This is a genomic window from Streptomyces sp. NPDC001492 (genome assembly GCF_053597275.1).
Genome location: NZ_JBSFHW010000001.1, coordinates 349790 through 374086, shown reverse-complemented (window position 1 = coordinate 374086; position 24297 = coordinate 349790). Strand labels below are relative to the sequence as shown.

28 protein-coding genes and 2 pseudogenes are annotated in these 24297 nt (G+C 71.0%); 13 read left to right on the top strand and 17 right to left on the bottom strand.

Features of this window, described 5'->3' with window-relative positions; translation table 11 throughout:
- Positions 1–45: 45 nt before the first annotated feature.
- Positions 46–870 (bottom strand): helix-turn-helix domain-containing protein, encoded by an 825-nt coding sequence (locus ACWC1K_RS01900; RefSeq protein ID WP_450828094.1) that lies wholly within the window; start codon positions 868–870, stop codon positions 46–48.
- 355 nt (positions 871–1225) lie between these two features.
- Here ACWC1K_RS01900 and ACWC1K_RS01895 point away from each other — a divergent pair, with 355 nt between their 5' ends.
- Positions 1226–1720: an ATP-binding protein gene (locus tag ACWC1K_RS01895; RefSeq protein ID WP_450827926.1), complete on the top strand. Its 495-nt coding sequence runs from the start codon at positions 1226–1228 to the stop codon at positions 1718–1720.
- 93 nt (positions 1721–1813) lie between these two features.
- Here ACWC1K_RS01895 and ACWC1K_RS01890 read toward each other — a convergent pair whose 3' ends face one another.
- The 5 genes from ACWC1K_RS01890 to rpmG all read right to left on the bottom strand — a co-directional run bounded on the left by ACWC1K_RS01890 (position 1814) and on the right by rpmG (position 4212).
- Complete coding sequence (locus tag ACWC1K_RS01890; RefSeq protein WP_115913352.1) at positions 1814–2032, bottom strand: DUF397 domain-containing protein; 219 nt, start codon at positions 2030–2032, stop codon at positions 1814–1816.
- Between the two features lie 388 nt (positions 2033–2420).
- Positions 2421–2654: a 30S ribosomal protein S18 gene (rpsR, locus tag ACWC1K_RS01885; protein WP_450827924.1), complete on the bottom strand. Its 234-nt coding sequence runs from the start codon at positions 2652–2654 to the stop codon at positions 2421–2423.
- 5 nt (positions 2655–2659) lie between these two features.
- Positions 2660–3787, bottom strand: coding sequence for a CobW family GTP-binding protein (locus ACWC1K_RS01880; RefSeq protein WP_450827922.1), 1128 nt, complete (start codon positions 3785–3787; stop codon positions 2660–2662).
- Positions 3784–4038 carry a type B 50S ribosomal protein L31 gene (locus ACWC1K_RS01875; RefSeq protein ID WP_450827920.1) on the bottom strand — a complete coding sequence of 85 codons (255 nt, stop codon included), beginning with the start codon at positions 4036–4038 and terminating at the stop codon, positions 3784–3786. Before ACWC1K_RS01875 ends, ACWC1K_RS01880 begins: the two co-directional genes overlap by 4 nt.
- 9 nt (positions 4039–4047) lie before the next feature.
- On the bottom strand, positions 4048–4212 hold the full coding sequence (rpmG, locus tag ACWC1K_RS01870; protein ID WP_152776507.1) for a 50S ribosomal protein L33: 165 nt from the start codon (positions 4210–4212) through the stop codon (positions 4048–4050).
- A 74-nt stretch (positions 4213–4286) separates the two neighbouring features.
- Between rpmG and rpmB the strand changes: the two genes are divergently transcribed.
- The 4 genes from rpmB (at position 4287) to ACWC1K_RS01850 (ending at position 6240) form a co-directional block, all read left to right on the top strand.
- Positions 4287–4523 (top strand): 50S ribosomal protein L28, encoded by a 237-nt coding sequence (gene rpmB / locus ACWC1K_RS01865; RefSeq protein ID WP_450827918.1) that lies wholly within the window; start codon positions 4287–4289, stop codon positions 4521–4523.
- The gene (rpsN, locus tag ACWC1K_RS01860; protein ID WP_450827916.1) at positions 4523–4828 is read left to right on the top strand and encodes a 30S ribosomal protein S14; all 306 of its coding nucleotides are present in this window, start codon (positions 4523–4525) and stop codon (positions 4826–4828) included. The genes rpmB and rpsN overlap by 1 nt, the downstream gene beginning before the upstream one ends.
- Before the next feature lie 258 nt (positions 4829–5086).
- A complete protein-coding gene (locus tag ACWC1K_RS01855) occupies positions 5087–5611 on the top strand; it encodes a hypothetical protein (RefSeq protein ID WP_450827914.1) in 525 nt (174 codons plus the stop codon).
- A 104-nt stretch (positions 5612–5715) separates the two neighbouring features.
- On the top strand, positions 5716–6240 hold the full coding sequence (locus tag ACWC1K_RS01850; protein WP_450827912.1) for a DUF4232 domain-containing protein: 525 nt from the start codon (positions 5716–5718) through the stop codon (positions 6238–6240).
- Between the two features lie 135 nt (positions 6241–6375).
- Here the strand turns inward: ACWC1K_RS01850 and ACWC1K_RS01845 are convergent, their stop codons facing one another.
- Positions 6376–7533, bottom strand: a complete 1158-nt coding sequence (locus ACWC1K_RS01845) for a DUF2786 domain-containing protein (protein ID WP_450827910.1) — start codon at positions 7531–7533, stop codon at positions 6376–6378.
- A 34-nt stretch (positions 7534–7567) separates the two neighbouring features.
- Positions 7568–8512 (bottom strand): S41 family peptidase, encoded by a 945-nt coding sequence (locus ACWC1K_RS01840; protein ID WP_450827908.1) that lies wholly within the window; start codon positions 8510–8512, stop codon positions 7568–7570.
- Positions 8513–8671: 159 nt separating this feature from the next.
- Here ACWC1K_RS01840 and ACWC1K_RS01835 point away from each other — a divergent pair, with 159 nt between their 5' ends.
- Positions 8672–10363, top strand: a complete 1692-nt coding sequence (locus ACWC1K_RS01835; protein WP_450827906.1) for a bifunctional 3'-5' exonuclease/DNA polymerase — start codon at positions 8672–8674, stop codon at positions 10361–10363.
- A gap of 134 nt (positions 10364–10497) precedes the next feature.
- Here ACWC1K_RS01835 and ACWC1K_RS01830 read toward each other — a convergent pair whose 3' ends face one another.
- The 4 genes and pseudogenes from ACWC1K_RS01830 to ACWC1K_RS01815 all read right to left on the bottom strand — a co-directional run.
- Positions 10498–13527 (bottom strand): BTAD domain-containing putative transcriptional regulator, encoded by a 3030-nt coding sequence (locus ACWC1K_RS01830; protein WP_450828092.1) that lies wholly within the window; start codon positions 13525–13527, stop codon positions 10498–10500.
- Positions 13528–13882: 355 nt separating this feature from the next.
- Positions 13883–14785: a glycosyltransferase family 2 protein gene (locus tag ACWC1K_RS01825; protein WP_450827904.1), complete on the bottom strand. Its 903-nt coding sequence runs from the start codon at positions 14783–14785 to the stop codon at positions 13883–13885.
- An 88-nt stretch (positions 14786–14873) separates the two neighbouring features.
- A complete protein-coding gene (locus tag ACWC1K_RS01820; RefSeq protein WP_450827902.1) occupies positions 14874–15326 on the bottom strand; it encodes a DUF3052 domain-containing protein in 453 nt (150 codons plus the stop codon).
- A 590-nt stretch (positions 15327–15916) separates the two neighbouring features.
- Positions 15917–16129, bottom strand: a pseudogene (locus tag ACWC1K_RS01815) (hypothetical protein); the annotation flags it as partial.
- Positions 16130–16230: 101 nt separating this feature from the next.
- Between ACWC1K_RS01815 and ACWC1K_RS01810 the strand changes: the two are divergent.
- On the top strand, positions 16231–16509 hold the full coding sequence (locus ACWC1K_RS01810) for a hypothetical protein (protein ID WP_450827900.1): 279 nt from the start codon (positions 16231–16233) through the stop codon (positions 16507–16509).
- Entirely contained in the window at positions 16506–16898 is a 393-nt protein-coding gene (locus tag ACWC1K_RS01805) for a type II toxin-antitoxin system VapC family toxin (RefSeq protein WP_450827898.1), read from the top strand. Before ACWC1K_RS01810 ends, ACWC1K_RS01805 begins: the two co-directional genes overlap by 4 nt.
- A gap of 461 nt (positions 16899–17359) precedes the next feature.
- Here ACWC1K_RS01805 and ACWC1K_RS01800 read toward each other — a convergent pair whose 3' ends face one another.
- From ACWC1K_RS01800 to ACWC1K_RS01790, 3 genes are all read right to left on the bottom strand, one after another.
- The gene (locus tag ACWC1K_RS01800; protein WP_232649520.1) at positions 17360–18358 is read right to left on the bottom strand and encodes a slipin family protein; all 999 of its coding nucleotides are present in this window, start codon (positions 18356–18358) and stop codon (positions 17360–17362) included.
- A gap of 143 nt (positions 18359–18501) precedes the next feature.
- The gene (locus tag ACWC1K_RS01795; RefSeq protein WP_450827896.1) at positions 18502–18990 is read right to left on the bottom strand and encodes a DUF5994 family protein; all 489 of its coding nucleotides are present in this window, start codon (positions 18988–18990) and stop codon (positions 18502–18504) included.
- A 293-nt stretch (positions 18991–19283) separates the two neighbouring features.
- Positions 19284–19520 (bottom strand): hypothetical protein, encoded by a 237-nt coding sequence (locus ACWC1K_RS01790; protein WP_450827894.1) that lies wholly within the window; start codon positions 19518–19520, stop codon positions 19284–19286.
- Between the two features lie 502 nt (positions 19521–20022).
- Between ACWC1K_RS01790 and ACWC1K_RS01785 the strand changes: the two genes are divergently transcribed.
- Complete coding sequence (locus ACWC1K_RS01785; protein WP_351472261.1) at positions 20023–20358, top strand: three-helix bundle dimerization domain-containing protein; 336 nt, start codon at positions 20023–20025, stop codon at positions 20356–20358.
- On the opposite strand, the gene ACWC1K_RS01780 is transcribed toward ACWC1K_RS01785, so the two are convergent.
- On the bottom strand, positions 20294–20839 hold the full coding sequence (locus tag ACWC1K_RS01780; RefSeq protein ID WP_450827892.1) for a hypothetical protein: 546 nt from the start codon (positions 20837–20839) through the stop codon (positions 20294–20296). The genes ACWC1K_RS01785 and ACWC1K_RS01780 overlap by 65 nt on opposite strands.
- 1150 nt (positions 20840–21989) lie before the next feature.
- Between ACWC1K_RS01780 and ACWC1K_RS01775 the strand changes: the two genes are divergently transcribed.
- The 4 genes and pseudogenes from ACWC1K_RS01775 to ACWC1K_RS01760 all read left to right on the top strand — a co-directional run bounded on the left by ACWC1K_RS01775 (position 21990) and on the right by ACWC1K_RS01760 (position 23559).
- Entirely contained in the window at positions 21990–22241 is a 252-nt protein-coding gene (locus ACWC1K_RS01775; RefSeq protein ID WP_450827890.1) for a hypothetical protein, read from the top strand.
- 102 nt (positions 22242–22343) lie between these two features.
- Positions 22344–22691 (top strand): ANTAR domain-containing protein, encoded by a 348-nt coding sequence (locus tag ACWC1K_RS01770; protein WP_351472266.1) that lies wholly within the window; start codon positions 22344–22346, stop codon positions 22689–22691.
- Positions 22692–22920: 229 nt separating this feature from the next.
- A pseudogene (locus ACWC1K_RS01765) lies at positions 22921–23076 on the top strand (sigma factor-like helix-turn-helix DNA-binding protein); the annotation flags it as partial.
- 78 nt (positions 23077–23154) lie between these two features.
- Positions 23155–23559, top strand: a complete 405-nt coding sequence (locus ACWC1K_RS01760; RefSeq protein ID WP_232649513.1) for a DUF1003 domain-containing protein — start codon at positions 23155–23157, stop codon at positions 23557–23559.
- 21 nt (positions 23560–23580) lie between these two features.
- Here the strand turns inward: ACWC1K_RS01760 and ACWC1K_RS01755 are convergent, their stop codons facing one another.
- Positions 23581–24297: a GAF and ANTAR domain-containing protein gene (locus ACWC1K_RS01755; protein ID WP_450827888.1), complete on the bottom strand. Its 717-nt coding sequence runs from the start codon at positions 24295–24297 to the stop codon at positions 23581–23583.

Genomic DNA, 24297 nt, shown 5'->3' with positions numbered 1-24297 from the left:
GTTTTAAGGGAGTTGGGTGGCTCCGCTCACATTCGAGGGGAAACCCTAGGACAGCTGGAGCAGGCCCCGCAGCACGTCCCGGCTCTCGTCCGGACCCGGGCTGTCCTGCTGCAACTCCTTCATCGCCTTCTCGTACTGGGTGACGTCCTCGTGCTTGTCGAGGTAGAGCGCGCTGGTGAGCTGTTCCAGGTAGACGACGTCCGAGAGGTCCGACTCCGGGAAACTGAGGATGGTGAAGGCGCCGGACTCGCCGGAGTGGCCGCCGAAGCTGAACGGCATCACCTGCAGCCGCACGTTCGGGCGCTCGGAGACCTCGATGAGGTGCTGAAGCTGGCCGCGCATGACCTCGCGGTCGCCGTAGGGGCGGCGCAGGGCGGCCTCGTCCAGGACGATGTGGAACTCGGGGGCCTTCTCGGAGACGAGGTACTTCTGCCGCTCCAGGCGAAGCGCCACGCGCCGCTCGACGTCTGCCTCGCTCGCACCCTTCATGCCGCGCCGCACGACCGCGCGGGCGTATTCCTCCGTCTGGAGCAGGCCGTGCACGAACTGCACCTCGTAGACACGGATGAGGCTGGCGGCGCCCTCCAGGCCTACGTAGGTGGGGAACCAGCTGGGCAGGACGTCCGAGTAACTGTGCCACCAGCCCGCGACGTTGGCCTCGCGGGCGAGGGCGAGGAGCGAGTTGCGCTCCTGCTCGTCCGTGATGCCGTACAGCGTCAGCAGGTCTTCGACATCCCGCGTTTTGAAGCTCACCCGGCCCAACTCCATCCGGCTGATCTTCGACTCGGAGGCACGGATCGAGTAGCCCGCCGCCTCGCGCGTGATCCCGCGCGCTTCCCGCAGTCGCCTCAGTTGCGAGCCGAGCAGCATGCGCCGCACCACCGATCCGGGCTCTCCCGCGCTCACGTTCGCCAGCCTCCCCAACGCCTTCAGGGGCCGAAGTCTGCCACTAAATCACTCCGAGCAGTACTCGTCCGATTACAGAGAAGCAAAGAACCCAAAGATTCTGCGCAGGAAGGAGGAAGGAGCTGGCAAGCAGAGGGAGAGAAGATGGCGGAAAAAATGGCCAACAAGCGGTACGGGAGGGTCCAATTCGGTCGCGTGCACGTGCATCTGCACCTTGCATCTGCACCGCGCATCCAAGACCATGGTCTCGCGCAACCGCTGCATCGCAACGACCGCGAATTCCTCGGGAGTGCCTCGCATGGGGACGAATGGATCGACCATGCTCGAGCCGTTACGGCAGGGCCTTCCGCCGCTGGATCCCGCGGCCGTGTCCAACGCCGCTTCCTGCGCTCTGCCCGCCCGCTACGAAGCGGTGCGCGAGGCCAGGCTGTTCACCCGCAGAACGCTCGACCAGTGGGACATAGGCGACCGCTTCGACGACGTCTGCCTGGTGGTTTCCGAGCTGGTCACCAACTCGCTGCGGCACGGCCTGCCGGCCGGCACCCTGTGCGCCGCCGACCAGAGCCCTCCTGTGCGGCTGCATCTGATGCGCTGGACGGAGCGGCTGGTGTGCGCGGTGCGCGACCCGAGCCACGCGACCCCGGCGCCGCGCGAGGCGGACGACTTCTCGGCGGAGTCGGGCCGCGGCCTGTTCCTGGTCGACTCCTTCGCCGACAGCTGGGGCTGGCACCCGATGGCGGGCGCGCTCGGCGGCAAGGTCGTCTGGGCGCTGTTCCAGCTGCCGCACGCACCCCAGCCGCTGCCCGCCGAATAGCGCACCCCGGCGCCGTCTGACGCCGGGGTTCTACGCGCGTTACTGCACGTAAGGCACCTATTGCCCCGAGTTGCACCCCGGGTGGACGGGGTGTCAGCCCGCTATCAGGTGGTCGAACTCGCCGTCCTTGATGCCCAGGAGCATCGCCTCGATCTCCGCGCGCGTGTAGACGAGCGCCGGACCGTCGGGGAAGCGCGAGTTGCGCACGGCCACGTCCCCGCCGGGCAGCCGGGCGAACTCCACGCAGGAGCCCTGCGAGTTGCTGTGCCGGCTCTTCTGCCAGGCCACACCGTTCAGCTCCGTGGCAGCCATGCCGTTGTACACGTCGTGGTCCACAGGTCGCTCCCGGTGGTGCGGTGGCTTTGGGGCCAGTGATGCAGTGGTCAACTGGTCCGGATCATAGCTTTGTTCACGTGCGACTGCATGAGCAGATGCACGTGCACGCGGGGTGGTTCTGTGGTTACAGCTGTGACGTACGGGGTGTGACATCCGTTCCGGCGCATGCCCCGGGGTCCGCGTGACATGCGCCCGGTCGAACTTCGTACACAAGAGGAGACGCATACCGCGGCTTTTCTGTTCCATCCTCCGCATTACGTTCGCAGGATCGGCCGGGGTCAGCGACGACCAGCCCGTCCGGCACTTGAGGACGAGCCCGTTCCTGCCGACCGGGGGTCCAGGGACTCAGCCCCCCGGTGAAGCCTCAACGGCCGGCGTACGGCAACAGCGCCATCTCCCGGGCGTTCTTGATCGCGCGGGCGAGCAGGCGCTGCTGCTGGGCCGTGACGCGGGTGACGCGGCGGCTGCGGATCTTGCCGCGGTCGCTGATGAACTTCCGCAGCAGGTCGGTGTCCTTGTAGTCGATGTACGTGACTCCGGCCGCGTCCAGAGGGTTCGGGCGGGACTTGGCGGGGTTGCGGTCGGGCTTGCGGGCCATGCGGGTCAGACCTCCAGGAGGGTGTCGAAGGCGGGCGGCAGCCGCTTCCAGGCGGCGCGCCCGGCGGCGTACTCGGCGTCGGTCAGCAGACAGGACTCCAGAAGGTGTTCGAGTCCGTCGCGGTCGAGGCCGGGCGAGGTGAAGACGAGGTGCTGGCAGCAGTCCCCGTGCTCGGGGTGCCAGTCGAGCGCGGCGGCGGCCCGGCGCACGGGCGGGACCATGTCCCAGGCGGCGTCGGGGAGCGAGGCCAGCCAGGGTCCCGCGCTCTCCACGCACAGGGCCCCGCCCGCCGCGTCCCAGTGCAGCAGGGTGTCCGGCTTGTCGGCGAGCCAGAACCGGCCCCGGCTGCGGGCGGCGGCGCAGGTCAGGTCCTCCAGGGCCGCGTACAGCCGCTCCGGGTGGAAGGGGCGGCTGCGGTGCCAGACCAGGGTGGAGACCCCGTGCGCGTCGGCCTCGGCGGGGAGGAGGGCGCAGGCCGGATGCTGGGCGGCGGCCGCCGCCTCGACGTCGAAGCCCGCGAGGGCGGCCACCGCCAGGTCGTCGTGGCCGATGACGACCTGGCGGGCCGTCGGGTGGAGCTGGGCGAGCAACTCGCGGTCCTCCTCGTCGGCCTCCTCGGAGTCGGTGACGGCGAGGACGGGGGCGTACTCCAGCTGGCGCGCGAACGTGTCCGCGACCGTCCGCTGGTCCGTGGCCGCCGCGGCGAGGCCGCCGTCGGCGAGGTCGTCGCCGTTGCCGAGATACGGCAGGACGAGCGCGGGGTCCACGGCGGTGATCACGCCCGTGACGGTCAGGCCTCCGGCCACGACCACCTCGGCCATGGCCTTGGGCTCCACGGAGTCCCACAGCTCGACCACGGCGAGGCGGGTGTCCCCCGCGTCCGTGAGCCGGCGCAGCTCGGGAACAAGGTCCTCCCTCAGCGCACAGCACGCGCAGTCGTTGACCAGGGGCGCCTCGCCGGCCGACACGAGGCCGCTCGCGTCGCGGATCGTCCGTACGACCGTGCCCGCCGCGGCCGTGGCGAGGTCGTGGTGGAGTACGACGCTGCCGGGGACGTCGGCCAGCAGCCGGGCCACGGCCGCCTTGCGGGCGTCGGCGTGCAGCCCGCCGACGATCACCACCGAGAGGCTCACGCTCCGCCCCGCTTCCCGAACCGGCGCTCGAAGCGCTCCACGCGGCCGGCGGTGTCCAGGACACGGGCGGTGCCGGTGTAGAAGGGGTGGCTGACGTTCGAGATCTCGACGTCGACGACCGGGTAGGTGTGGCCGTCCTCCCACTCGATCGTCTTGTCGCTGCTCATGGTCGAGCGGGTGAGGAAGGCGTGGTTCGCGGCACGGTCGCGGAAGACGACAAGGCCGTAGGCCGGGTGGATTCCGTTGCGCATGGCGGTGGTTCAGCGCTCCTCTCGGAAGTCGACATGGCGGCCGGCGACCGGGTCGTACTTGCGCAGGGTCATGCGGTCGGGGTCGCTGCGGCGGTTCTTGCGGGTCACGTAGGTGTAGCCCGTCCCCGCGGTGGAGCGGAGCTTGATGACAGGGCGGAGTTCGTTGCGAGCCATGGTGGTACCTTACTGAAAATGAATTCCATTAGCGACATCGCTTCGGGGATCACTTCAGGAGAGGTACGTCACCCATGTCCGCGCACTGCATGCTGACCGGCGCCCATCCGGGCTTCGGCAATCGCATCTCCCGCTCCCACCGGCGGACCTCCCGCCGTTTCGACCCCAACATCCAGAGCAAGAGGTACTGGCTGCCGAGCGAGGGCCGGTACGTACGGCTGCGGCTGAGCACGAAGGGGATCAGGACCGTCGACGCGATCGGCGTCGAGGCCGCCGTGGCACGGATCCGTGCGCAGGGGGTGCGGGTCTGATGGCGAAGAAGAGCAAGATCGCGAAGAACGAGCGGCGGCAGGAGACCGTCGCCCGCTACGCCGAGCGGCGCGCCGAGCTGAAGGAGATCATCCGTCGGCCTTCGTCGACAGAGGAGGAACGGCTCGCCGCCCAGCGGGAGTTGCGGCGCCAGCCGCGCGACGCCAGCGCGACCCGCGTACGCAACCGGGACCAGGTGGACGGGCGACCGCGGGGCTACTTCCGGGCGTTCGGGCTGTCACGGGTGTCGTTGCGGGGGCAGGCGCATGCCGGGTATCTGCCGGGGGTGCGCAAGTCGTCCTGGTGAGGGCGGGTGGGTTCGGTGAGCGCGGGTGGGTCCGGCGAGTGCGGGTGGGTTCGGTGAGCGCGGATGGGTCCGGCGAGCACGGGTGGGTCCGGCGAGTGCGGGTGGGTCCGGCGAGTGCGGGTGGGTCCGGTGAATCTCACAGCCGCTCCTCATGGGGTGGAGGCCGTCCCTGGTAGCTTGCTGCGGGCGCTCGGGCCTGCGGTCCGGCCCACCGGCTACGGCTTGCCCCTGCTCGTTGCTACTGCTTGGGAGCTACCAGTGACTTCGGCGACCTTCACCCGTCCTGCCCGCACGGTGTCGCGCCGGCAGCTGCGGATCGCGGCCGCCGCCGCGGGGCTGGCGGGTGCGCTCGTGCTCACCGCGTGCAGCGGCGGCGACTCCAAGGACGACTCCTCGTCGAGCCCGTCCGCCTCCGCCACCTCCACGGCGGACACGGGAGGCGGCACCGGCGGGACGACCAGCGCGTCCGACAGCCTGCAGGGCAGCTGGCTCGCCACGACCGGCGGCAAGGCCGTCGCCCTGGTGATCACCGGCAAGCAGGCCGGGCTCTTCTCGACCGGCGGATCCGTGTGCAGCGGGACCGCGGGCAAGGAGGCCGGTATGCAGATGATCCACCTCACCTGCACCAAGGGCGGCAAGGAGCGGGCGACGGGGATGGTCGACTCCGTGTCCAAGAGCTCGCTGAAGATCACCTGGTCGGGCACCGTGGGCAAGGAGACGTACACCAAGACGGAGGGCGGGACCCTGCCGTCGGGGCTGCCGACGGCGAACCTCGGTCAGTAGTCCGGCAGGGCGGCCAACAGCTGCGGGGGATCGTGCGTGATGATCCATGCACACGATCAACGGCATCGCGCCGCCGAGCACCAGCAGAGCCCCAGAGGATCCACATGCGCGCCACCCCGATCACCGTCGCCGCTCTCGCCGCGGCCCTCCTTCTGACCGCCTGCGACAGCAGCGGCGGTGACAGCGACTCCACCGACAAGAACAAGGCGGGCGACGCCTGCACGCTCGACGCCGTCGGCGTGCAGGTCGCGGCGAGCGCCGCCCCGTCCGCCGGGGACTCCGGCAATGTCACCGTCACGATCACGAACCGCGACTCCAAGTGCACCCTGAACGGATTCCCGGGCGTCGACCTCTACGCGGGCAACGTCTCGAGCACCGTCCTCGCCGACAAGGCCGCGAAGGCCCGGAAGCTGACCCTCGCCAAGGACGCGACCGCCTCCTTCACGATCACGTACGTCCGGGGCGAGGCGGGCGGCAAGAAGAGCCTGCCGGTGAAGACGGTGAAGTTCACCCTGCCCGGCTCCACCGCCGACCACAGCTTCACGTGGTCGTACGGCGACGTTGCCCTCAAGGGCGATGCGGGCACGCCGAATGCCTCGGTGAGTCCGTTCCAGCAGGCTGGGGACTGAGCACTCCGCGGGTTGTGCCGCGACGGGTCTCTGTCCGCGGCGCCGTCGTGGCTTGTCGCGCCCGCGGGGCGGAGCCGCATATCGACACAGCCCCGCGCCCCTGACGGGGCGCCGGCCCTGACCTCGCCCCGCCCCTCACGGGAGACGCGGCCGGGCGCCCACCTGGGCCCGGTCCGCTGCCTGAGCCCCCTCCGTCCAGCCCGCCTCGTCGTTCACCCCGCGCAGGCGGGTGGTGGTCGTCTCGGGGAACATGCGGTCCGTGTGGGCTGTGACGGCGACCTCGCGGGAGGCCAGTACGGGGAGCAGGTCGTCGGTCACTTGCGTCTCCGCGGCCGCCGCGAGGCGGGTGCCTATGCGGTGGGCGTAGGCCGCGAGGAAGGACTGCCGGAAGGTCTTGGTGCGCTTGCGGCCGCCCGCTCGCTGGGCGGTCTCCGCCTTCGTCATCGCCGTAGTGGCCTGGACGAGGAGCGAGGTGTAGAGCAGCTCGACGGCTTCCAGGTCGGCCTCGAAGCCGACGACGGTGGAGAAGCCCAGCGGCTCGTTCCACACGGCCCGGCAGTGGTTCGCGGTGGCGACCGCGTCCAGCAGCACCGCCTTCGCCTGCTCGTACGGCGCCTCGACGCCGATACGGCAGGCGCCGGGGGCGTCCGGGGAGGGCGCCCGGGCCGCGAGCAGCGCCTCGTCGATGCTGTGCCGGGCCATCAGCTCCTGTGCCTTGGCGGACAGCGCCTCCGCCTCGTCCGGGAACCCGGTCGCCTCCGCCTTGGCGAGCAGCGCGCGGATGCGGGTGAGCATGCGGGACTCGGCTGCCGGGCCGGCTCCGGGGGTGGAATCGGGCCGCCGCCTGGGCTCGTCGAGGGGTTCGAGGGCCGGCAGGCGCAGCAGCAGGCGGTACAGCTCCAGGACGGTGGTCGCGTGCGAGAAGCGGTCGGTGCGGGGCGGGGTGCCGGTGGCCTCGGCGGTTTCGGCCGCTTCCGCGCCGAGCTCGTCCAGCTGCGCGGTCCAGCGGGGGCCGCGCGGGCCGTCGTCCGGCGTCTGTGCCCTGATCAGCGCCGATGCCAGGCGTACGTGTACCTCGTCCAGCTCGCGTCGCACGATCCGGACGACGTCGGCGGGCTGCCAGCCGCGCCGCCAGGCCGTCGCCACGAACTCCCGGCCCCGGCGGGCGAGTTCGTCGTCCGCCGCCGGGTCTGCGGCCAGCAGGGACGCGCCCGTGTCGAGGGCGGTGTCGGTCTCGCCGTACAGGGCGGTCTTGAAGGCGCGTTCGACGGTGCTGGACGGAGTGCTGGTCACTCGTCGATCGTGCCACGCGGCACTGACAGTCGGGTCAGCCGGCGATCAGGGACAGGGCCCGGTCGAGGGCGTCGGGGGCCGGGCACGGGACGTCGGGAACGACGCCGGTGCCTTCCCAGTTGGTGCCGGAGACCGGGTTGACGGCACGGGCGACCGGGATGGTGGCCTCCAGGTTCGGGTGGACCGTCCAGCCCTCGCGCGGGTGGGCGCCGCCGCGGGTGGTCTCGCCCACCACGGTCGCGCGGCCCAGCTGCTGGAGGTCGTAGGCCAGTTCCTCGGCAGCCGAGAAGGTGCGCGGCCCGGTGAGGACGTGGATCGGCTTGGTGCCGCCGAAGCGGGTGCCCGGGACGTGCGGCAGGGACCAGAACTGGTCGTACCGGTCGCCCACGCGCGTGTACAGGGTGTTGAGGTGGGTGCGCTCGTCCAGGAGGTAGCTGCAGACGAAGGCGACGGTGTCCGGGTCGCCGCCGCCGTTGCCCCGCAGGTCCAGGATGAGCGCTTCGGCGCGGGCGACCAGGGTGAGCGCGGCGGCGAGCGGCTCGGCCGACCAGGAGAGGGGGAAGAGGAAGGGGGCCAGTTCGAGCAGGGCGGTGCCGCCCGTCAGCAGCTCGACCCGGGGCACGCCGCCCAGGGAGGTGTCGAACGTGCGGCGCATCGCGGCTTCCGCGGCCTCGCCCTGGCCCTGCGGCACCTGCTCGGGGTGGTACATGAGGCGCAGGTGCGGATCGCCGTTGACGGACTGCAGATCCGCAGTGACCAGTGCGCTCAGCTCCTCGGCGCTCTCCACGTCGTACGCCGCCTCCGCCAGGCGCCGGCGCAGCAGCACGGCCAGTTGCTCGGCGGCCTCCGGGAAGACGTAGTGCTCGGTGAGGAGCCGGGCCGTCTCGTCGACGACTGCGGGAACGTCGGTGACGGGGGCGGGAGTCGAGACGGGAGCAGGGGCCGTGGAGGAGCTTGCCGTCAGCGGGGTGGTGGTCATGACAGAAGAGTCAATCACCGTTCCCGTGCGCCCCACATGGGGTTTTCCCGGACTCGTCCCACCCACCGAAATTCGCTCGCTCCTCTCCTGGAGTTCGAGAACGGCGAGCGGGTGCCGGCCGGGAGGCCACTGTCAGACCCCCCTGCCACACTCGCAACCATGACCGACCGCTGGGCGCTCGCTCCGGCCGAGGACGGTGGCGTGGAGATCGCCCCCCTCGGTCCGGACGGGCTGCTCGCCGGACCGGTCCTGTGGGAGCCCGACCTCGCGACGGCCGTGCGGGGCCGGCCGGAGGTCGTACGGTGGGTGTGGCGTTCCACGGCCGAGGTGTATCCGCGTCTGCTCGCCACGGGGGTGCGAGTGGAGCGGTGCTACGACGTCGAGGACGCCGAGACCCTCCTGCTGGGCCACGAGGGGCGGTACGGCGAGCCACGCTCGGCGGCCGCCGCTCTGGCCCGGCTCCGCGGCGGCCCCGTACCACCGGACCCGCCCCAGCGCTCCGCCGAGCCCGGAGCGCAGTCCCCGCTCTTCGAACCGCAGGCCGCCCATGTGCCGCTGCCCGACCTGGTCGAGGTGTACGCCGAGCAGCAGCGCCGGCACGACGCCACAGCGCACCCCGACCGGATGCGGCTGCTGACCGCGGCCGAGTCGGCGGGGATGCTGGTGGCCGCCGAGATGAACCGCGCCGGGCTGCCCTGGAGCGCCGAGGTGCACCGCCGGGTGCTGCACGAACTGCTCGGCGAGCGGTATGCGGGCGGCGGCGAGCCCCGCCGCCTCGCCGAGCTCGCGGACGAGGTGTCCGCCGCTTTCGGGCGCCGCGTCCGGCCCGATCTGCCCGCGGACGTCGTCAAGGCGTTCGCGCAGGCCGGGATCAAGGTGAAGTCGACCCGGCGGTGGGAGATCGAGTCCGTCGACCACCCGGCGGTGAAGCCGCTGGTCGAGTACAAGAAGCTGTATCGCATCTGGGTCGCCCACGGCTGGTCCTGGCTGCAGGACTGGGTGCGTGACGGGCGGTTTCGGCCCGAGTTCCTCGCGGGCGGAACCGTCACCGGCAGATGGGTCACCAACGGCGGCGGCGCCCTTCAGATCCCCAAGGTCATCCGGCGCGCGGTGGTCGCCGACCCCGGCTGGCGGCTCGTCGTCGCGGACGCCGACCAGATGGAACCGCGTGTCCTGGCCGCCATCTCCCGCGACCCGGGGCTGATGGAGGTGGCCGGGCGGGAAACCGACCTCTACCAGTCGGTCTCCGACCGGGCCTTCTCCGGCGACCGCGCCCAGGCCAAGCTGGCCGTCCTCGGCGCGGTCTACGGCCAGACCTCCGGAGACGGCCTGAAGAACCTCGCCGCGCTCAGACGCCGCTTCCCCAAGGCGGTCGAGTACGTCGACGACGCGGCGCGCGCGGGCGAGGAGGGGCGGCTCGTGCGGACCTGGCTGGGGCGGACCTGCCCGCCGGCGGCCGGGGCGGGCGAGGACGCGGCGGAGGAGGCGGGCATTCCGCAGGACGAGCCGGCCGAGGCTCCCGCCGGGACGGAGTGGGTGCCGGGGTATGCCTCCACCAACACCCGCGCCCGCGGTCGCTTCGCCCGCAACTTCGTCGTCCAGGGAAGCGCCGCCGACTGGGCACTGCTGATGCTTGCCGCGCTGCGGCAGTCCTGCGCGGGCATGGCGGCCGAGCTGGTCTTCTTCCAGCACGACGAGGTGATCGTGCACTGTCCCGCGCAGGAGGCGGAGGCGGTGGTGACGGCGATCCGGGAGGCGGCGGAGCTGGCGGGGCGGTTGACGTTCGGTCAGACGCCCGTGCGGTTTCCGTTCACCACGGCGGTGGTGGAGTGTTATGCGGATGCCAAGTGAGCGGTGACCGATGCTGGTGCGGGCCGGGGGGTGGATCGGGCGCTGCTCGCTGAGAGGTGCCGCTCTCTTTGGGTCGGGAGCCGCCCTCAGCGGCACGATGGCCCGCAGCTACCGCAGTGAAGCGGTACCCCTGGCTACGGCAGCGTCTCGCCGAGTAGTTCCCTCAGTTCGGCCAGCACCGACTTCTCGTCCGTGCCGTCCAGTGCGTCAAGTGCCGCGCGCCACTGTGCGTACGCCTGGTCGGCGCTTCCCCGCTCCCGCAGCAGAAGGCCGTGCTGATGGCGGGCGAGGCCGCCCGTGTAGCGGTCGGCGCGGGCGTCCGCGCGGTGGAGCAGCTCGGCGCACTCGGCGGCGGCCCGTTCCGTGCGGCCGAGCAGCCGCAGTGCCCGCACCAGCCCGAGCCGGGTCTGGGACTCGCCGTGCCAGTCGCCGTGGCCGCCGAGAATGCGCAGGCTCTCCTCGAAGTGGGGTACGGCGGCGGCCGGTTCGCCGAGGGTGAGGTGGGCGTAGCCGATGTTGCAGTGCGCGGAGTGCTGCACGATCACGGCACCGATCTCGTCGCCGATGGCGAGCGACCGCCGGTGCTGCTCGATCGCGGCCCGCGGGTCGGTGTGCTCGTACAGATTGCCGAGGTGGCTGTAGGTCACCGCCTCACCGTGCGGGTCGTTCAACCGCCGCGAGTACTCCAGGCTCTGGCGCAGGGCCCGCCCCGACTCCTCGTGGCGTCCGAGCCCTTCGAGCAGCAGACCACGGTTGTTGAGGCAGCGGCGGATCCAGGAGACGCGGTCGAGCCGCCGCCAGATCGTCAGCGCCCGGTCGTTGAGGACGAGGGCCTCGCTCTGCCGCCCGGTCAGGAAGTGCAGCCCGGCGAGGTCGCCCAGCGCGTACGCCTCGGCGGCCTCGTCACCGAGGCGCCGGGCCACGCGCAGGGCGGCCCCGCCGAGCACCTCCATCTCGGCGACGCGACCGCTGCGCAGCGCGTACGGGAAGAAGAGGCGGATCAGGGTCGAGATGCGGGCGGCCCTGAGGGCCTGGACGTCGGAGTCGGCACCGGGGCCCTCGGCGTACCGCTCGACCAGCGTGACGATGTTCGCCAGCTCCGTGTCCCCCCAGGCGAAGGCCTGTCCGGCGGATTCGAAGGCGGGGAGGGCGGCGACCTGCGCCGCGTGGTCCGGCGGCTGGGCCGCGGTCGGACGGCGGCGGTCGTCCTGGTCGAGCCCCGGTTCGACGATCGCGGTGAGGGCGCGCTCGGCGACGGCTGCGTACCAGGGCAGGGCGGCATCCACGTCACTGGCGCCCCCGGCCAGTTCGCGGGCGAAGTCGCGGACCAGGTCGTGCGGGGCGTAGCGGCCGTATGCCGTCTCCTCCAGGAGGGCCACGTCGACGAGCCGGTCCAGCGCGGCCTCGGCTCGGCGCTCGTCGGTGCCGACCAGGTGGGCGAGGAGCGGTGCGCCGTACGCGGGCAGGTCGAGCGCGCCGATCCCGCGCAGCACCAGAGCGGCATCCCGGTCGGCCTCGCGCTCCGAGGCGGCGAGGGCGTCATGGGCGACGGCCAGGGAACGGCGGACGCTCAGGTCGTCGTACTCCAGGTGGTGCAACCGGCCTTCCGTGGCGGCCAGTTGACCGGCCAGCACCTCGGGGGTGAGCGCTCGGCGCGCGGCGAGGCGGGCGGCGACGATGCGCAGCGCGAGCGGGAGCCGGCCGGTGAGTTCGACGAGGGGGTGGGCCGCGTCCAGGGCGTCGCGGCCGGAGACCGCTCGCAGCAGCTCGGCGCTCTCCTCGCCGCTCAGCGGGGTGAGCGGAAAGCGGCGGGCACCGTCGAGGGCGGTCAGCGGCGAGCGGCTGGTGACGATCACGGCGCAGCCCGCGCCGGCCGGCAGCAGCGGCCGTACCTGAGCGGCGTGCGCGGCGTCGTCCAGCAGCAGGAGGGTGCGGGTGGGAGCGAGCAGGGAGCGCAGCAAGGCGGCGGCCGCGTCCGGGTGTTCGGGGATGCGGCGCGGCTCGGTGCCCAGGTCGCGCAGCAGCGCGGCAAGGGCCTGGGTGGGCGTGAGGGGGGTCATGCCGGGGGTGGCGCCGTGCAGGTTGATGTACAGCTGACCGTCGGGGAAACGTTCCCTCAGGGTGTGCGCGACCTGCAGGGCGAGGGCGCTCTTGCCCACCCCCGCCATGCCGCTGATGACGGCAACGGCTGGGGTCCGGCCGGGTTCGAGGGCGCTGCGGAGGTCGTCGAGAGCGGGCGTGCGGCCGGTGAAGTGGGCGGGTGGAGGCGGAAGTTGGGCGGGCCTCGGCGACTGCGGGTGGGCCGGGGCAGGGTCGTCCGTGCCGCCCGGTGCGGTGGCGTCCTCGCGCGGGGAGCCGGGGAGTCCGGTGGTGGCGAGCACCTCGACGTGCGCCTCCTGCATCGCGGGGCCCGGTTCCACGCCCAGTTCCTCCACCAGACGGGCGCGCAGATCCCGGTGGACGGCCAGGGCCTCCGCCTGGCGGCCGGTGCGGTGCAGAGCGAGCATCAGCTGGCGGTGGTACGCCTCCCGGAGCGGATACTCGGCGGCCAGTGCGGCCAGCTCCGGTACGAGACCGTCCAGTCGGGCACCGCCGACGGCGAGCTCGGCGTCGTAGCGCCACTCCAGAAGCAGCAGCCGGGCCTCCTTCAGACGCTGGACGAAGGCGTATCCGCCCAGTTCCGCGGGGAGCCCGTTCAGCGGGGTGCCGCGCCACAGGGCGAGCGCTGACGTGCACTCGCGCACGACCCGCTCCCAGTTGCGGGCGGCGAACGCGCCGCGCGCCGTGGCGAGATGACGCTCGAAGACATGCACGTCCAGTTCGCCCTGCTCGACGCGGAGCACATAACCGGGCGGCACCGCCCGCAGCCGCTCGGGGTCGTCGAGCAGCCTGCGCAGCCGGGCCACATGGTTGTGCAGCGAGGCCTGGGCGGACGCGGGCGGCGCCCCGCCCCACAGCGCGTCCTTGAGCGACTCGACGGAGACGACCCGGCCGGCCTCGAGGAGGAGAGCGGCGAGCAGGGTGCGGACCTTGGGGCTGCCGATGGCCTTGACGTCGGCCTCCCCGGAGGCCTCCGTGCCGTCACCGCAGTCGCCGGCCTCGCCGTGGACGTCGTAGAGAACAGGTGGTCCCAGCAGTCCGAACCGCAGCTGGCCCCGCCTCACGCCGCCCACTGCCTTCCCGCATCCTTGGCGGATTTCCGCCCTCGTCACGGCGGTTTCCCGCCACCTGTGCCACGGCGGTCGCCGCGGGAATCGTTACGGCCGCGACGGTCCGGCGATGCCGACCGACGGCTTCGCGCCAATCGGCCGAGGCCGGAACGGAGAACCGTTGGCCACATGTTAGCGATCCGTTGGTGCCACCTGATGTGATCACTTCATCGGATCTGGCCCGGGGGTGCGCGCGTAGAACGCGCAACTCGGGGGAGTGACGCCGTCGTGGCCGGATCCGGGGGACGTCAGAGGGTCCCGGTCGGCGGAGGTGAACGCCCGGGACCCTCGTCCCCTCCGCCGTTTCCCGTCAGATGACGGGCGGCCGTCCCAGCCGCGCCAGCCGCCACACGGTCCGCCACCGCATGGGCCGCCGCTCGCCCGCCGGTTCCCTGAGGCCCTCCACGAACCCGCCGAACCAGGCGCGCAGACCCGCCCCCGACCGGGTCCGGGCAAGGGTGAGCAGCATCCAGATCCCCAGGTGTACGGGGATGAGCGGCAACGGCAGTCGACGGCGGACGAGCCAGACCCGGTTCCGTGCGTTCACCCGGTAGTAGATGGCGTGCCGGGCCGGCGAGGTCTTCGGGTGCTGAAGCAGCAGTTCCGGTGCGTACAGGATCCGCCAGCCGGCGTCGGCGGCCCGCCAGGCCAGGTCGGTCTCCTCATGGGCGAAGAAGAACTCGGCGGGCCAGTCGCCGATCTCGTCGAGCATGGCGGTCCTCAGGCCGTGGCCGCCGCCGAGGAACCCGGTGACATAACCGCCCCGCATCGGGTCGGAGGAGCCGACCCGGGGCACGTGCCGCTGCTGTGTCTCGCCGTGCTCGTCGGCGATGCGGAAGCCGACGATGCCCAGCTTCGGGTCTGCCGCGAACAGGTCCCTCACCCGCCGCAGCACATCGGCGTCGACGAGCAGCCCGTCGTCGTCGAGTTCTACGACGACGTCGACGTCCCCGAACTCCCGCAGCCGGGCCAGCGCATGGTTGCGGCCGCCCGGGCAGCCGAGGTTCTCGTCGAGTTCCAGGAGGGTGACCTCGCCGGGCAGCGCCAGCCGCTCGGCGTAGTCCGGCAGCGGGCAGCCGTTGCCCACGATCACGATCCGCGCGGGCGCCAGGTCCTGCTTGGCCACGGACTCCAGCAGCGCGTCGACCTCGGCGGGCCTGTTTCCCATGGTCACGACGGCGACAGCGATCCGCAGTGCTCCCAGGTCCTGCATGCCCTTCACCCCATCACGGCCGCCGGCAATCCCGGCCGCGATGCTAGCCGTTCACGGTACGGACTTTCCGAGTACGCCGATTCTTGGGTCAGGCGTGGCGGGGCGCGCGACGGCTCTCCCCGCCCCGGTTCTCCCTGCGCCGTACGAACTTCAGCCCCGACCAGTCCTCCCCCAGCGCGGCGACCTTCACGTCGACCACGCCGAGCGGGAGGAAGAGGTCCCGCAGATCGTTCTCGGCGATGTCGCTGACGTGGCCTGCGGCCTTGCGGGGCCAGGCGATCCACAGCATGGCGTGGTCGGCGAGAGCGGCGGCCAGCGCGGAGGCCTCGGCGGCCAGGGCGGCGCGGGTGCGGTAGAAGGCGAGGGTGATGTCGGCGCCGCGGGGGCCGACCGCGGTGAACTCCACCCCGTCGGGCAGACCGGGGATGTCGAACGCATCCGGAGCGTGCACAAGCGCCACCCGCCGGCCCGCCCCGATGCCGATCTTCCTGGCGAGCGGGGTACCGGAGTACCCACCGCCCGCAGCACCCGATCCGCCCATCGCCCGCCTCCACGGTTCCCTGTCGCCCTGACCGGTTTCCATCGTGCCGGAGGACGACGTCAGCGGGGCCGCGCCGCGGCCTGGTGCCGTTGCCGAGCGGTTGAGGTGCACCACGAACGGAAAACCCCAGGTCAGAGGAGTTTGACCTGGGGTTTCAGGGGAGCCGCCTTCGGGATTCGAACCCGAGACCTACGCATTACGAGGGCGATAGGGATCGTGACGAGTTATGCCCCGTGATCGCATCAGATCCCGTTTTCGCAGATCAGAGCACTGACCACGGTCCCGCTGCTCGTACGCCGTGTTGCACCGTCCACAGGCGTCCGCGCTCCCCTTGCGCTCCCCGCCCCTTTGGCAGGGCGATGAACTGGCCTACAAGCTCGGTGGCGACACCATGGTCGCACGGCTTGTCGAGATCCCACATACGAGGCCGATCGCCATCATCCGTGGTCTCCCCGCCCACACGCCTCACGCAGACGAGCACAGCGGCGCACACAGCAACAACAACAGCTCGACGAAATCCGGCCTCCTTCCACCTCGGGCGTGACAGCCGTCGGCTCGTCGACGCCTGCGGGCTCCGGTACGTCGATGTGGAGCAGCTTGAGCAGGTCGGCGGTGACGACCCGGTAGGCGTTGCCCAGACGCAGGACCGTGCACGGATACCGGCCACGCTTGGCAAGGTCGTACCCGGTGGTCCGGCTGAGGGACAGCGCACGGTTCGCCGGCTCCAGGTCCACGGCCGCAGGCAGTGCGAGCAGTTCCTCACGCGTCAGCCCACGGGACGCATCCTCGCGCTTGGTGATCACAGGGGTCCATACCCCGCGAGACAACCCGCGCCGCCTCAGGTCAAGCCGCACGCCACGGAATCACCCCAACCAAATAACAAGAGTTTTGTTAAATTGGTTCCATGGCCACCACCCCCGACCCCGCTCCAGGCGAAGGCCCGGTCCGCCCGGTCTCCGTCTCCCTCCACGAAGGCACCATCGCCGCCCTCAAGGCGCGCACCGGCAAGCGCGGCATGTCCGCCTACGTCGAAGCCCTCATCCAACGCCAACTCGAACGCGACCGGCTGCGCGAACTCATCGAAGACGCGGAAACCGAGCACGGGCCGGTGGATCAGGCAGCGGTCGAGGCCAAGCGGGCGCTCCTGCGCGGCGACACGGCCGGCTCGGCGGACGCCGCGTGAGCGGCACCCTCGTCCTGGACTGCGAAGGCCTGTCCAAACTCGTACGACACACACCCGAACTCACCGAATGGCTCTCCGCCGCCGAGGCCGAGGACATCCGCGTCATCACCAGCTCCGTCACCCTCGTCGAAGCCCGCGACCCCAAAACCAACCAGGCCCGCTTCGACTACGCCGTCTCCCGCGTCAACATCATCCCGCCCACCGAAGCCATCGCCCGCCACGCCGGCAAACTCCTCGCCGCAGCCGGCCTACACGGCCACAAATACGCCCTCGACGCCATCGTCGCCGCCACCGCACTCACCTCACCCGCCCCCGTGACCGTCCTGACGTCCGACCCCGAGGACCTCCACATGCTGTGCGGCCTTGGTATTCGCGTGGCCAAAGTTTGAACCGCATCGCACCTCGTGTCCGAGAAATCTGCGCCGGCAACAGCACATTTCGCCAGTATCAGGGGCACTGCTCGCAGCCCGAGGTCAGCCGGGAACCTCGGTGCCGCCCCGGGTGAAGCGAGTGCACTTTGTGAGGTCGATCGTGAACTGTCGATCGAGACAGCCGTCCTGCGGTCGCGGACGGCCCATAATGTCGGTGATCGCGAAGACACTGCCGAACATGGCGAGTTGCTCGATCCGCGCGGTAATACTCCGTCACGGCCGAGCCACCGGACGCCGCTACGGAGCGGGAATCCGAAGGCTCATCCCACCAGACCCTCCGTCTCCGCGATCACCATGGCGAACCGTGGCCGGCGGATGCCGGAGGCCATGCCTAATGGGGTGGCGTCTCGCGTGAGTCCACGTACAGATCCGCCAGTTCCCCTACCAGGTGCAGCGCCAGTCAACGGTTCACCCGACGTTCAGCCGCCGGTATATGACGCGTCGGAGTCGGAGTCCGCGTGTGCCGGCCAATTGTCCCGCCGCTCCCGCGCCACATCCGCGCGCCTGCCGATCCGATCTCCATGGGAGCCGACCCGTTGTCCGCTCAGGGGGAAGGCGGGCGCGGCGGGTGGGGCAGAGGTAATCGGTTCCGGGAGTTCCGGGCGTTCGGGGAGCGCGGGGCGTGGGATGCTCCGGTGGACGGATTCGCCGCCGGTCTCCTGGCTCTGGTGCTCGAAGAAGCGGAGCATCTCCACCGGGAACGGCATGACCAGGGTGCTGTTCTTCTCCGCGGAGACGTCCACCACGGTCTGCAGCAGGCGCAGTTGGAGCGCGCCCGGAGTGTCGGCCATGGTCGCCGCGGCGTCACTCAGCCGCTGGGACGCCTGGAACTCACCGTCGGCGGCGATGACCCGGGCACGGCGCTCGCGCTCGGCCTCGGCCTGCTTGGACATGGAGCGCATCATCGACTGCGGAAGGGCGATGTCCTTGATCTCCACCCGCTCGATGCGCAGTCCCCACGGTTCCTCGGTGGGGGCGTCCATCACCTTCTTGAGCTCCGTGTTGATGTGGTCGCGGTCGGAGAGGAGCGTGTCCAGATCCGCCCTGCCGATGACGGCACGAAGCGAGGTCTGGGCGATCTGGGAGACGGCGCTGGGGTAGTCCCGCACGTTCACCAGCGCCTTGACCGGGTCAATGACCCTGAAGTAGACGACCGCGTCGACGGTGAGCGTCACGTTGTCGGCGGTGATGGACCCCTGCGGAGGGATGCCGAGCACCTCGGTCTGTACCGACACCTTCCGCATCCGGTCCCCGATCGGCCGGATGACGCGCAGGCCGGGCCCGCGGATGTCCGGCAGCAGCCGCCCGAAGCGGAACACCACGCCCTTCTCGTACTGCTGGACGTTGCGCAGGCTCAGGGCGAGCAGGACCAGCCCGGCCACGGCGAACACCACCAGCACGGTGATCAGAACACCCATGGTTCTCACATTCCTCACGTCGATGACGGTCCCGGGACCCGGACGGTCCGGGAGGTGTCCGGCACGGCAGGACCCCGACCTGTCGTCCGTGCTGCGGCCGGGGTCCCGGGCTGCTGTCGCAGGCTCTGCTGTATCGGCCCGGTTCAGCCGGGCGAACTGTGCGCTACGTCGCTCCGGTCGGCCCGGGTGATGCCGGTGGCGGCCAGGATCCGCTCGGCCGAGACGGCGTTGTCGTCCTGTACGGCCATGGCCATCGCGGCACGCGCGGGGCCGGTACCTGCTCCCGGCGGGATCACGAGGAACAGGAAGTGGTCCTGGTCGCCACGGGTGACGATCATGGTGTTGTCGCACACGGCGGACCAGTCGATGCGGACCATGTGCCCGTCGACGAACAGATGGCCCGGGGAGCCGTCCCAGTCGCTCGCGTCGAGGCCCACGCGGGCGATGGGGCCCAGGCGAGCCGTCAGCGCGGCGAGGAGACCCGTCAGCTGGCTCTTGAGGTCGCGTGTCCGCGGCCACCACGCGCCGTCGAACGTCCCCGTGCGCCGGGCTGTCGTCTCCATCCGCAGGACCGCGGTGCCGGGAAGCACCGGCTCACTGCGGGTGTCCGCCAGAAGCCTCACGGAATGCATGGCGGCGAGCATGGCGACTCACTTCTCTCCCGTCCGGGTCCGGCGCCGTGGCCGGAGCCGTCCGCGTCCCCCGTCGCGGTGGTCGCGGCGATCACCGGCGCCACTCGTTCCGCCACGGCCGCGATGCCTCTGCGGGGCCGATGGTGCCAACCCCCGGACAGCGGACCGGGAGCGGCCGTAGTGGAAAGCAGCGATGCGCTCGTCGTGCTGGTTGTTGAGCAGGTGGATCAGGAGCACGCCCACAACGACCATCGCCAGGAGCACCATCACGGCCACGAAGGTCTCCATGACCCTCACATGCCCTTCGCCGGATGCGGTGTCGGCAGGGCGGCTGCCGGAATGGCAACTACCGGAGCAGTAACTGCCGGGATCCGTGGACGGGAGGTCGGACCGCGGGCCTCACGGCCTCCTTCAGCGTCCCAGACGACCTCCACGGCCCGATCGGTCGCCGTCACGGTGCGCAGACGCGCCGCCTCGTCCATCACCCGGCCCGTGGCCGACGTGCGCAGCGGGTCGCTCACGGCGGCCATCAGCCGCACGGCCGAGACGGGAGTCGTCCGCGGGTCGAGCAGGGCAGTCGATGAAGGAGGTTCCGCCCCCGGATAACAGGAGGGGGGCCACCAGGCGCCGGCCAGGAGAGCCGGAGTCGAACCGGTGAGAGCCGGCGGCATGCAGAGGGACGGAGGGGAGGGCCGACCTTGGAGTGTCGGCGCGTACGAAACGGTCGCAGTCATGATGCGAACCCTGCTCCGGGCCGGTCGGACCGGCCCGGTGTAATCAATCGCCGAAAACGACACAAGCATGAAGGCCGGTGCGCGAAATACCCTCGGTAACATCAGCCTACTCCTCTGGCCGGCCGTACGGGCCCGTCCGCAGGTCGACCTGTCCCAGATGGCCAGTTGATGAACAGATCCGGCGGACCGTTCCACGGACGCGATCCGTGCAAGTGTGGGAAGTGGACGGGCCGACGCCGAGCACCCGGAAACCGATCGGCTGCCGAGGCCGGCCGTCTGTGACAGTGAGGAGCGCGCCATGGGCGCGAACACGGCCGAGACTGCGCTACCCGACACCCTTGAGAAGCTCACAGACCATCTGACGGCCTCCTACGCCGGCCTGCTGACGCCCGCGGTCGTGCGGGAGGTGGTGCAGGACTGCTACCAGCCGCTCAGCAACGCTCGTATCGCCGGCTACGTGCCGATCCTCGTCGAGCACAACAGCCGCGCCAGGCTACGACAACTCGTCCGACGCCCCGATCCCACGGCTCCCCTTCGCGAGGAGTCCGACGGCATACGAGGCCACTTGGTCACCGCGGCTCTGCGACGGCTTCACATCGCCCTGACCCGCTCGGCACCGGCACCGCGCCCGTGATCAGCACGACAACGGTTCTCACGACAACGCCGGCCGCTACCCCGTCGGGGGCACCGCTGAAGCAGCTCCCAGAGCGGCCGTGAACCTCCCGCCCGCTCCCCCAGCGTTCCACGGTCGAGCAGATGCAGCCGACCCCGAGGCCCCATCCTGCCGGTGCTTGCGGGGTCACCCAGCGCCTGCCGAGCGGATCGGTCGCCGGCACATCCGCGCCGTTGTCCCCGACCCCGCCCACCTGTACGGCATCCGCACAGCCGTCACGGCGCATCAGGTCCCGTACCGCGAACTCGAAGGCCTCGTGGTGGAGCCCGTCGAGCTGGGGGAGCCCGTAGCGCAGCCTCCGCACGTGCACCCGCTCCCAGCGGGCGCTCACCGCCCACTGCGTGAGCCAGAGACCGCCGGCCCCGGCCACAACGGCGGCGAGCACGGCGAGCAGCCACCAGTTGCCCAGCAGCCAGGCCCCCGGTGCCGCAGAACCCGACACCCGCGGCAGCCGCCATGCCCAGCACCAACGGCTGGGGCCCTCTCGGCTTCGTCGGGGCCGGGACACACATCGGGGACTTACGAGTCCGGACAGGGACCGCTCCCGAAGCACAGCGACCGGCTCCCCGGACTTGAGTACCGTCGTTCCCCACATACGGATCGGCCCAAGGCACCGTGTCCTCCTCGGTGCTCCTGCGTGGCCGCTCCGACCGGACAACAGGCTTCGGCGCAGCCATTCTTGACACTAGGTCAGGTATTCCGACCCGATGAGAGCGAGCACCCGTTTCGGCCGCTCCGAACACGCGCCGGCTCCGGCGGAACGACGTCGACCAGAACTCATGAACAGCACTTCCGCCACTCGTCCCGTAGACCAAGAACGCGCATCCGAACCGTGGTGGGCCACCTCAACCACGCCCCGCCCGTCGCGTGCCCCCCAGGGCGCACGCGTTCCCATCGCCTGGGCACGTAGACCGCTTCGAGCACGCCCATCCTGTGCCCCTGCGGGTCGACGACGTCATGAGTGCGCCACGCGCGGATGTCGGCTGCGTGGATCATCCGCGGTCCCTCCTGAGCGGGACACGGGTCGACGCGGGCCGCGTCCCTTGGAAGGTCGGCGCCCTGCCGGAACCGGCACTGCGGCTGTACCAACGACTCCGGCGCAACCACGCCGGAGTCGCCCTTCCGGGCGGCTGCACGTGAGAGTGAGCCAACCCACGATCCATGGTACTGCGGCTGGTGCGCCTCGCACCCCTGATGGATACGCCGGTGCGATGGATCCATGCCGTGCTCACCCGCGCTGCAACCGTTGCGTGATCTGCCGGTCCGGTCGTGCCGGCCCTCGTGGCGGACGCGCCGCCGCTCCGCGAGGCCGGAAGAGGAAACCCGCCTCCCCCTACGACAGGGCCATCACAACGGCGAGAGGACGAAGGGGATCGAAGCCGGAACGATCAGCGCGTACATGCGTACCGCGCTCGGGCCGTACCGCGCGCACCAGCCCTTGCCGCGCTCCCTGAACAGCCGGCAAGTGGCCGTCCGCTCCGGGTGCGAGACCGTTACATGGGGCGCTACCAGCAGTCACTTGGCAGGGCTAGGCTGTCCGAACAGGCCCCGGCCCCCGGCAGTGATGCTCTGTTCCGCTCCGGGGGGCCGTCGTGTTCGTCCTGCTCCTTGTCCTCATCGTGGTCCTGTTCGGCTTCGGCTTCCTCCACCCCATCTGGTGGGCGGCCGCGGCGTCGGTCGTGCTGGTGTTCGGTGCCGCCCAATACGGCCGCCGTGGTGAAGGCGGGGGCTGGGACCGTGGCGGCAGTTCCGGTCCCGGGGAGTACTGGGACCACCGGGACCGCCGTCGGCATCGGGCACGGTGGAGACGCAAGGTCCGTCGGGACAGCGAGTACCGCAGGTGACCGACACCACGGCCCGCCCTACCGGTCCGGCGCGGCCGGCGAACGGCAACGGGCGTGCCGCCGACCCCATGGACAGGATGACTGCGTTGTGAGGTACGCACCATGCACCAGGTGACCACGCCCTGTGAGGAGCAGCCGCTGTCGACGGCTGCGGCTGCGGACCTGCTGGCCGAGGTCGTCGAACTGCGCGCCGGCAACGAACAGTTGGGGCGGGCGCTGGTGAGTCGTGCGGTGATCGACCAGGCGCGCGGCATGGTGATGGCCCTGGCGCCCTGTTCCAGTGAGAGGGCCTGGGATCTGCTGGTGGACGTGTCGCAGCGCTGCAACGTCAAGCTCCGCGACGTGGCCGCGGCGCTGGTCGCCACGACGAAGGACGAGGCGCTCCCGGAACGGGTACGACAGGAGCTGCGCCAGGCACTGCGGCGCCTCCGTTCGGCGGGCCGGAGATGACGGCGTGCGCGCCCGGCGGTCGTCCTGTCGGCTCATCGCCCGTTCGGCCCGGTCATGTGCTGTCGGGGAGTGGGAGGGGCACGCTGGTGTGTGCGGTGCCCGAGGCGCCGGAGGGTGGTGGCGGGTGTCGTGGAAGTGGCGCTGAGGGCGAGGAGGGCGACGTCGTCGGCGGGTCCTGCGGGGAATGCGTTCAGCAGCGCGGTGAGATCGCTGATGATCGCGGCGGCGCCGAGGGCGGAAGATCCTCTACGTGAGGTTCTTCGGCGAGATGACACAGAACCGGATCGCCCTGCAGGACGGTCTCTCGCAGATGCACGTCTCCCGTCTGATCACCCGCACCTGTGCACGCCTGCGCGACCAGGTGACGGTCGAGGCCCACGATTAGGCTCCAGGGACGCGCGGGAGCCGTTGTCTGTGGTCGGCGGTGCCCCGCGAAGCCCCGAAACGCGAGAGGCGCGCCGCCATGAGCGAGCAGGACAGCCAGGCCATGCACCACCCCGCAGTGGTTGCGCACCGCAACAGCCGTGCCGGGGACGCCCAACTGCGGATCGCCGACGCCATCACCAAGTTCGCCGGTTCGATGCCGTTCGTCTACATCCATGCGATCGCGTTCGTGCTCTGGATGCTGTTCGTCGAGGGCAGCCCCTGGCCCACGTTGACGCTCGTGGTGTCGCTGGAAGCGATCTTCCTCTCCACGTTCGTCATGATCGGCCAGAACCGGCAGGCGGCCTTCCAGCAGATCAAGGCCGACCACGATTTCGTCGAGCAGGAGTTGGAGCTCAAGACCAACACCGAGCTGACGCGAGCGATCCACGTCATGACCACGGAACTGCACCGCCGTCTGATCGAGGACGGCGCAGAGCAGTAGCGGGCCCCGCCAGGGCGTGGGTCAGAACCCCAGGCCGGCAAGGGGTTCGGAGTCGGCGATGAAGGCGCGGGCCACGTCGGACAAGCGCCGGTTGTGGGAGCGGGCGTAGCCGCGCAGCGCGCTGAACGCCTGCTCCATGTCGATGCCCTGGCGTTCGGCGAGCTTCCCCTTGGCCTGTTCGATCAGTACCCGGCTGTTCAGCGCCGTCTGTAGTTGTTCGTTGAGCACCGTGCTGCGGTGGGCGGTGCGTTGTTGCAGGAGGCTGATGGTGGCGACGTCGGCCAGGGCCTGGGCGATGAGTGTGGCGGGCGGGTCGAAGGGGCCGGGGGCTGCGCGGAAGAGGTTCAGGGCGCCGACGGTCTCGTCCCGCAGGCGCATGGGCAGGGCCTGGACGGCCCCGAACCCGCTGCGGTGGGCCGCCGTGACGAAACGCGGCCAGCGGTCGACCTCCCGGGGCAGGTCGGGGATGATCACCGGTGCGCCGGTGCGGAAGCACTCGAGGCAGGGGCCTTCGTCATTCTGGAGCTGGAACAGCTCCAGCACACGCACCTGTTCGTCGGAGGCCGCCATGACGCGGAGTTTGCCGTCCCGGTCGGCGAGCAGCACCCCGGCGGCGCTCGCGTCGAGCATGCCGACGCAGCGGTCGGTCAGCAGGCGCAGGAAGTCGATCAGGTCGAAGTCGGCGACCAGGTTGTCGGCCAGCTCGACGAAGGTCTTGGCCAGAAGCTGTTCATTCAT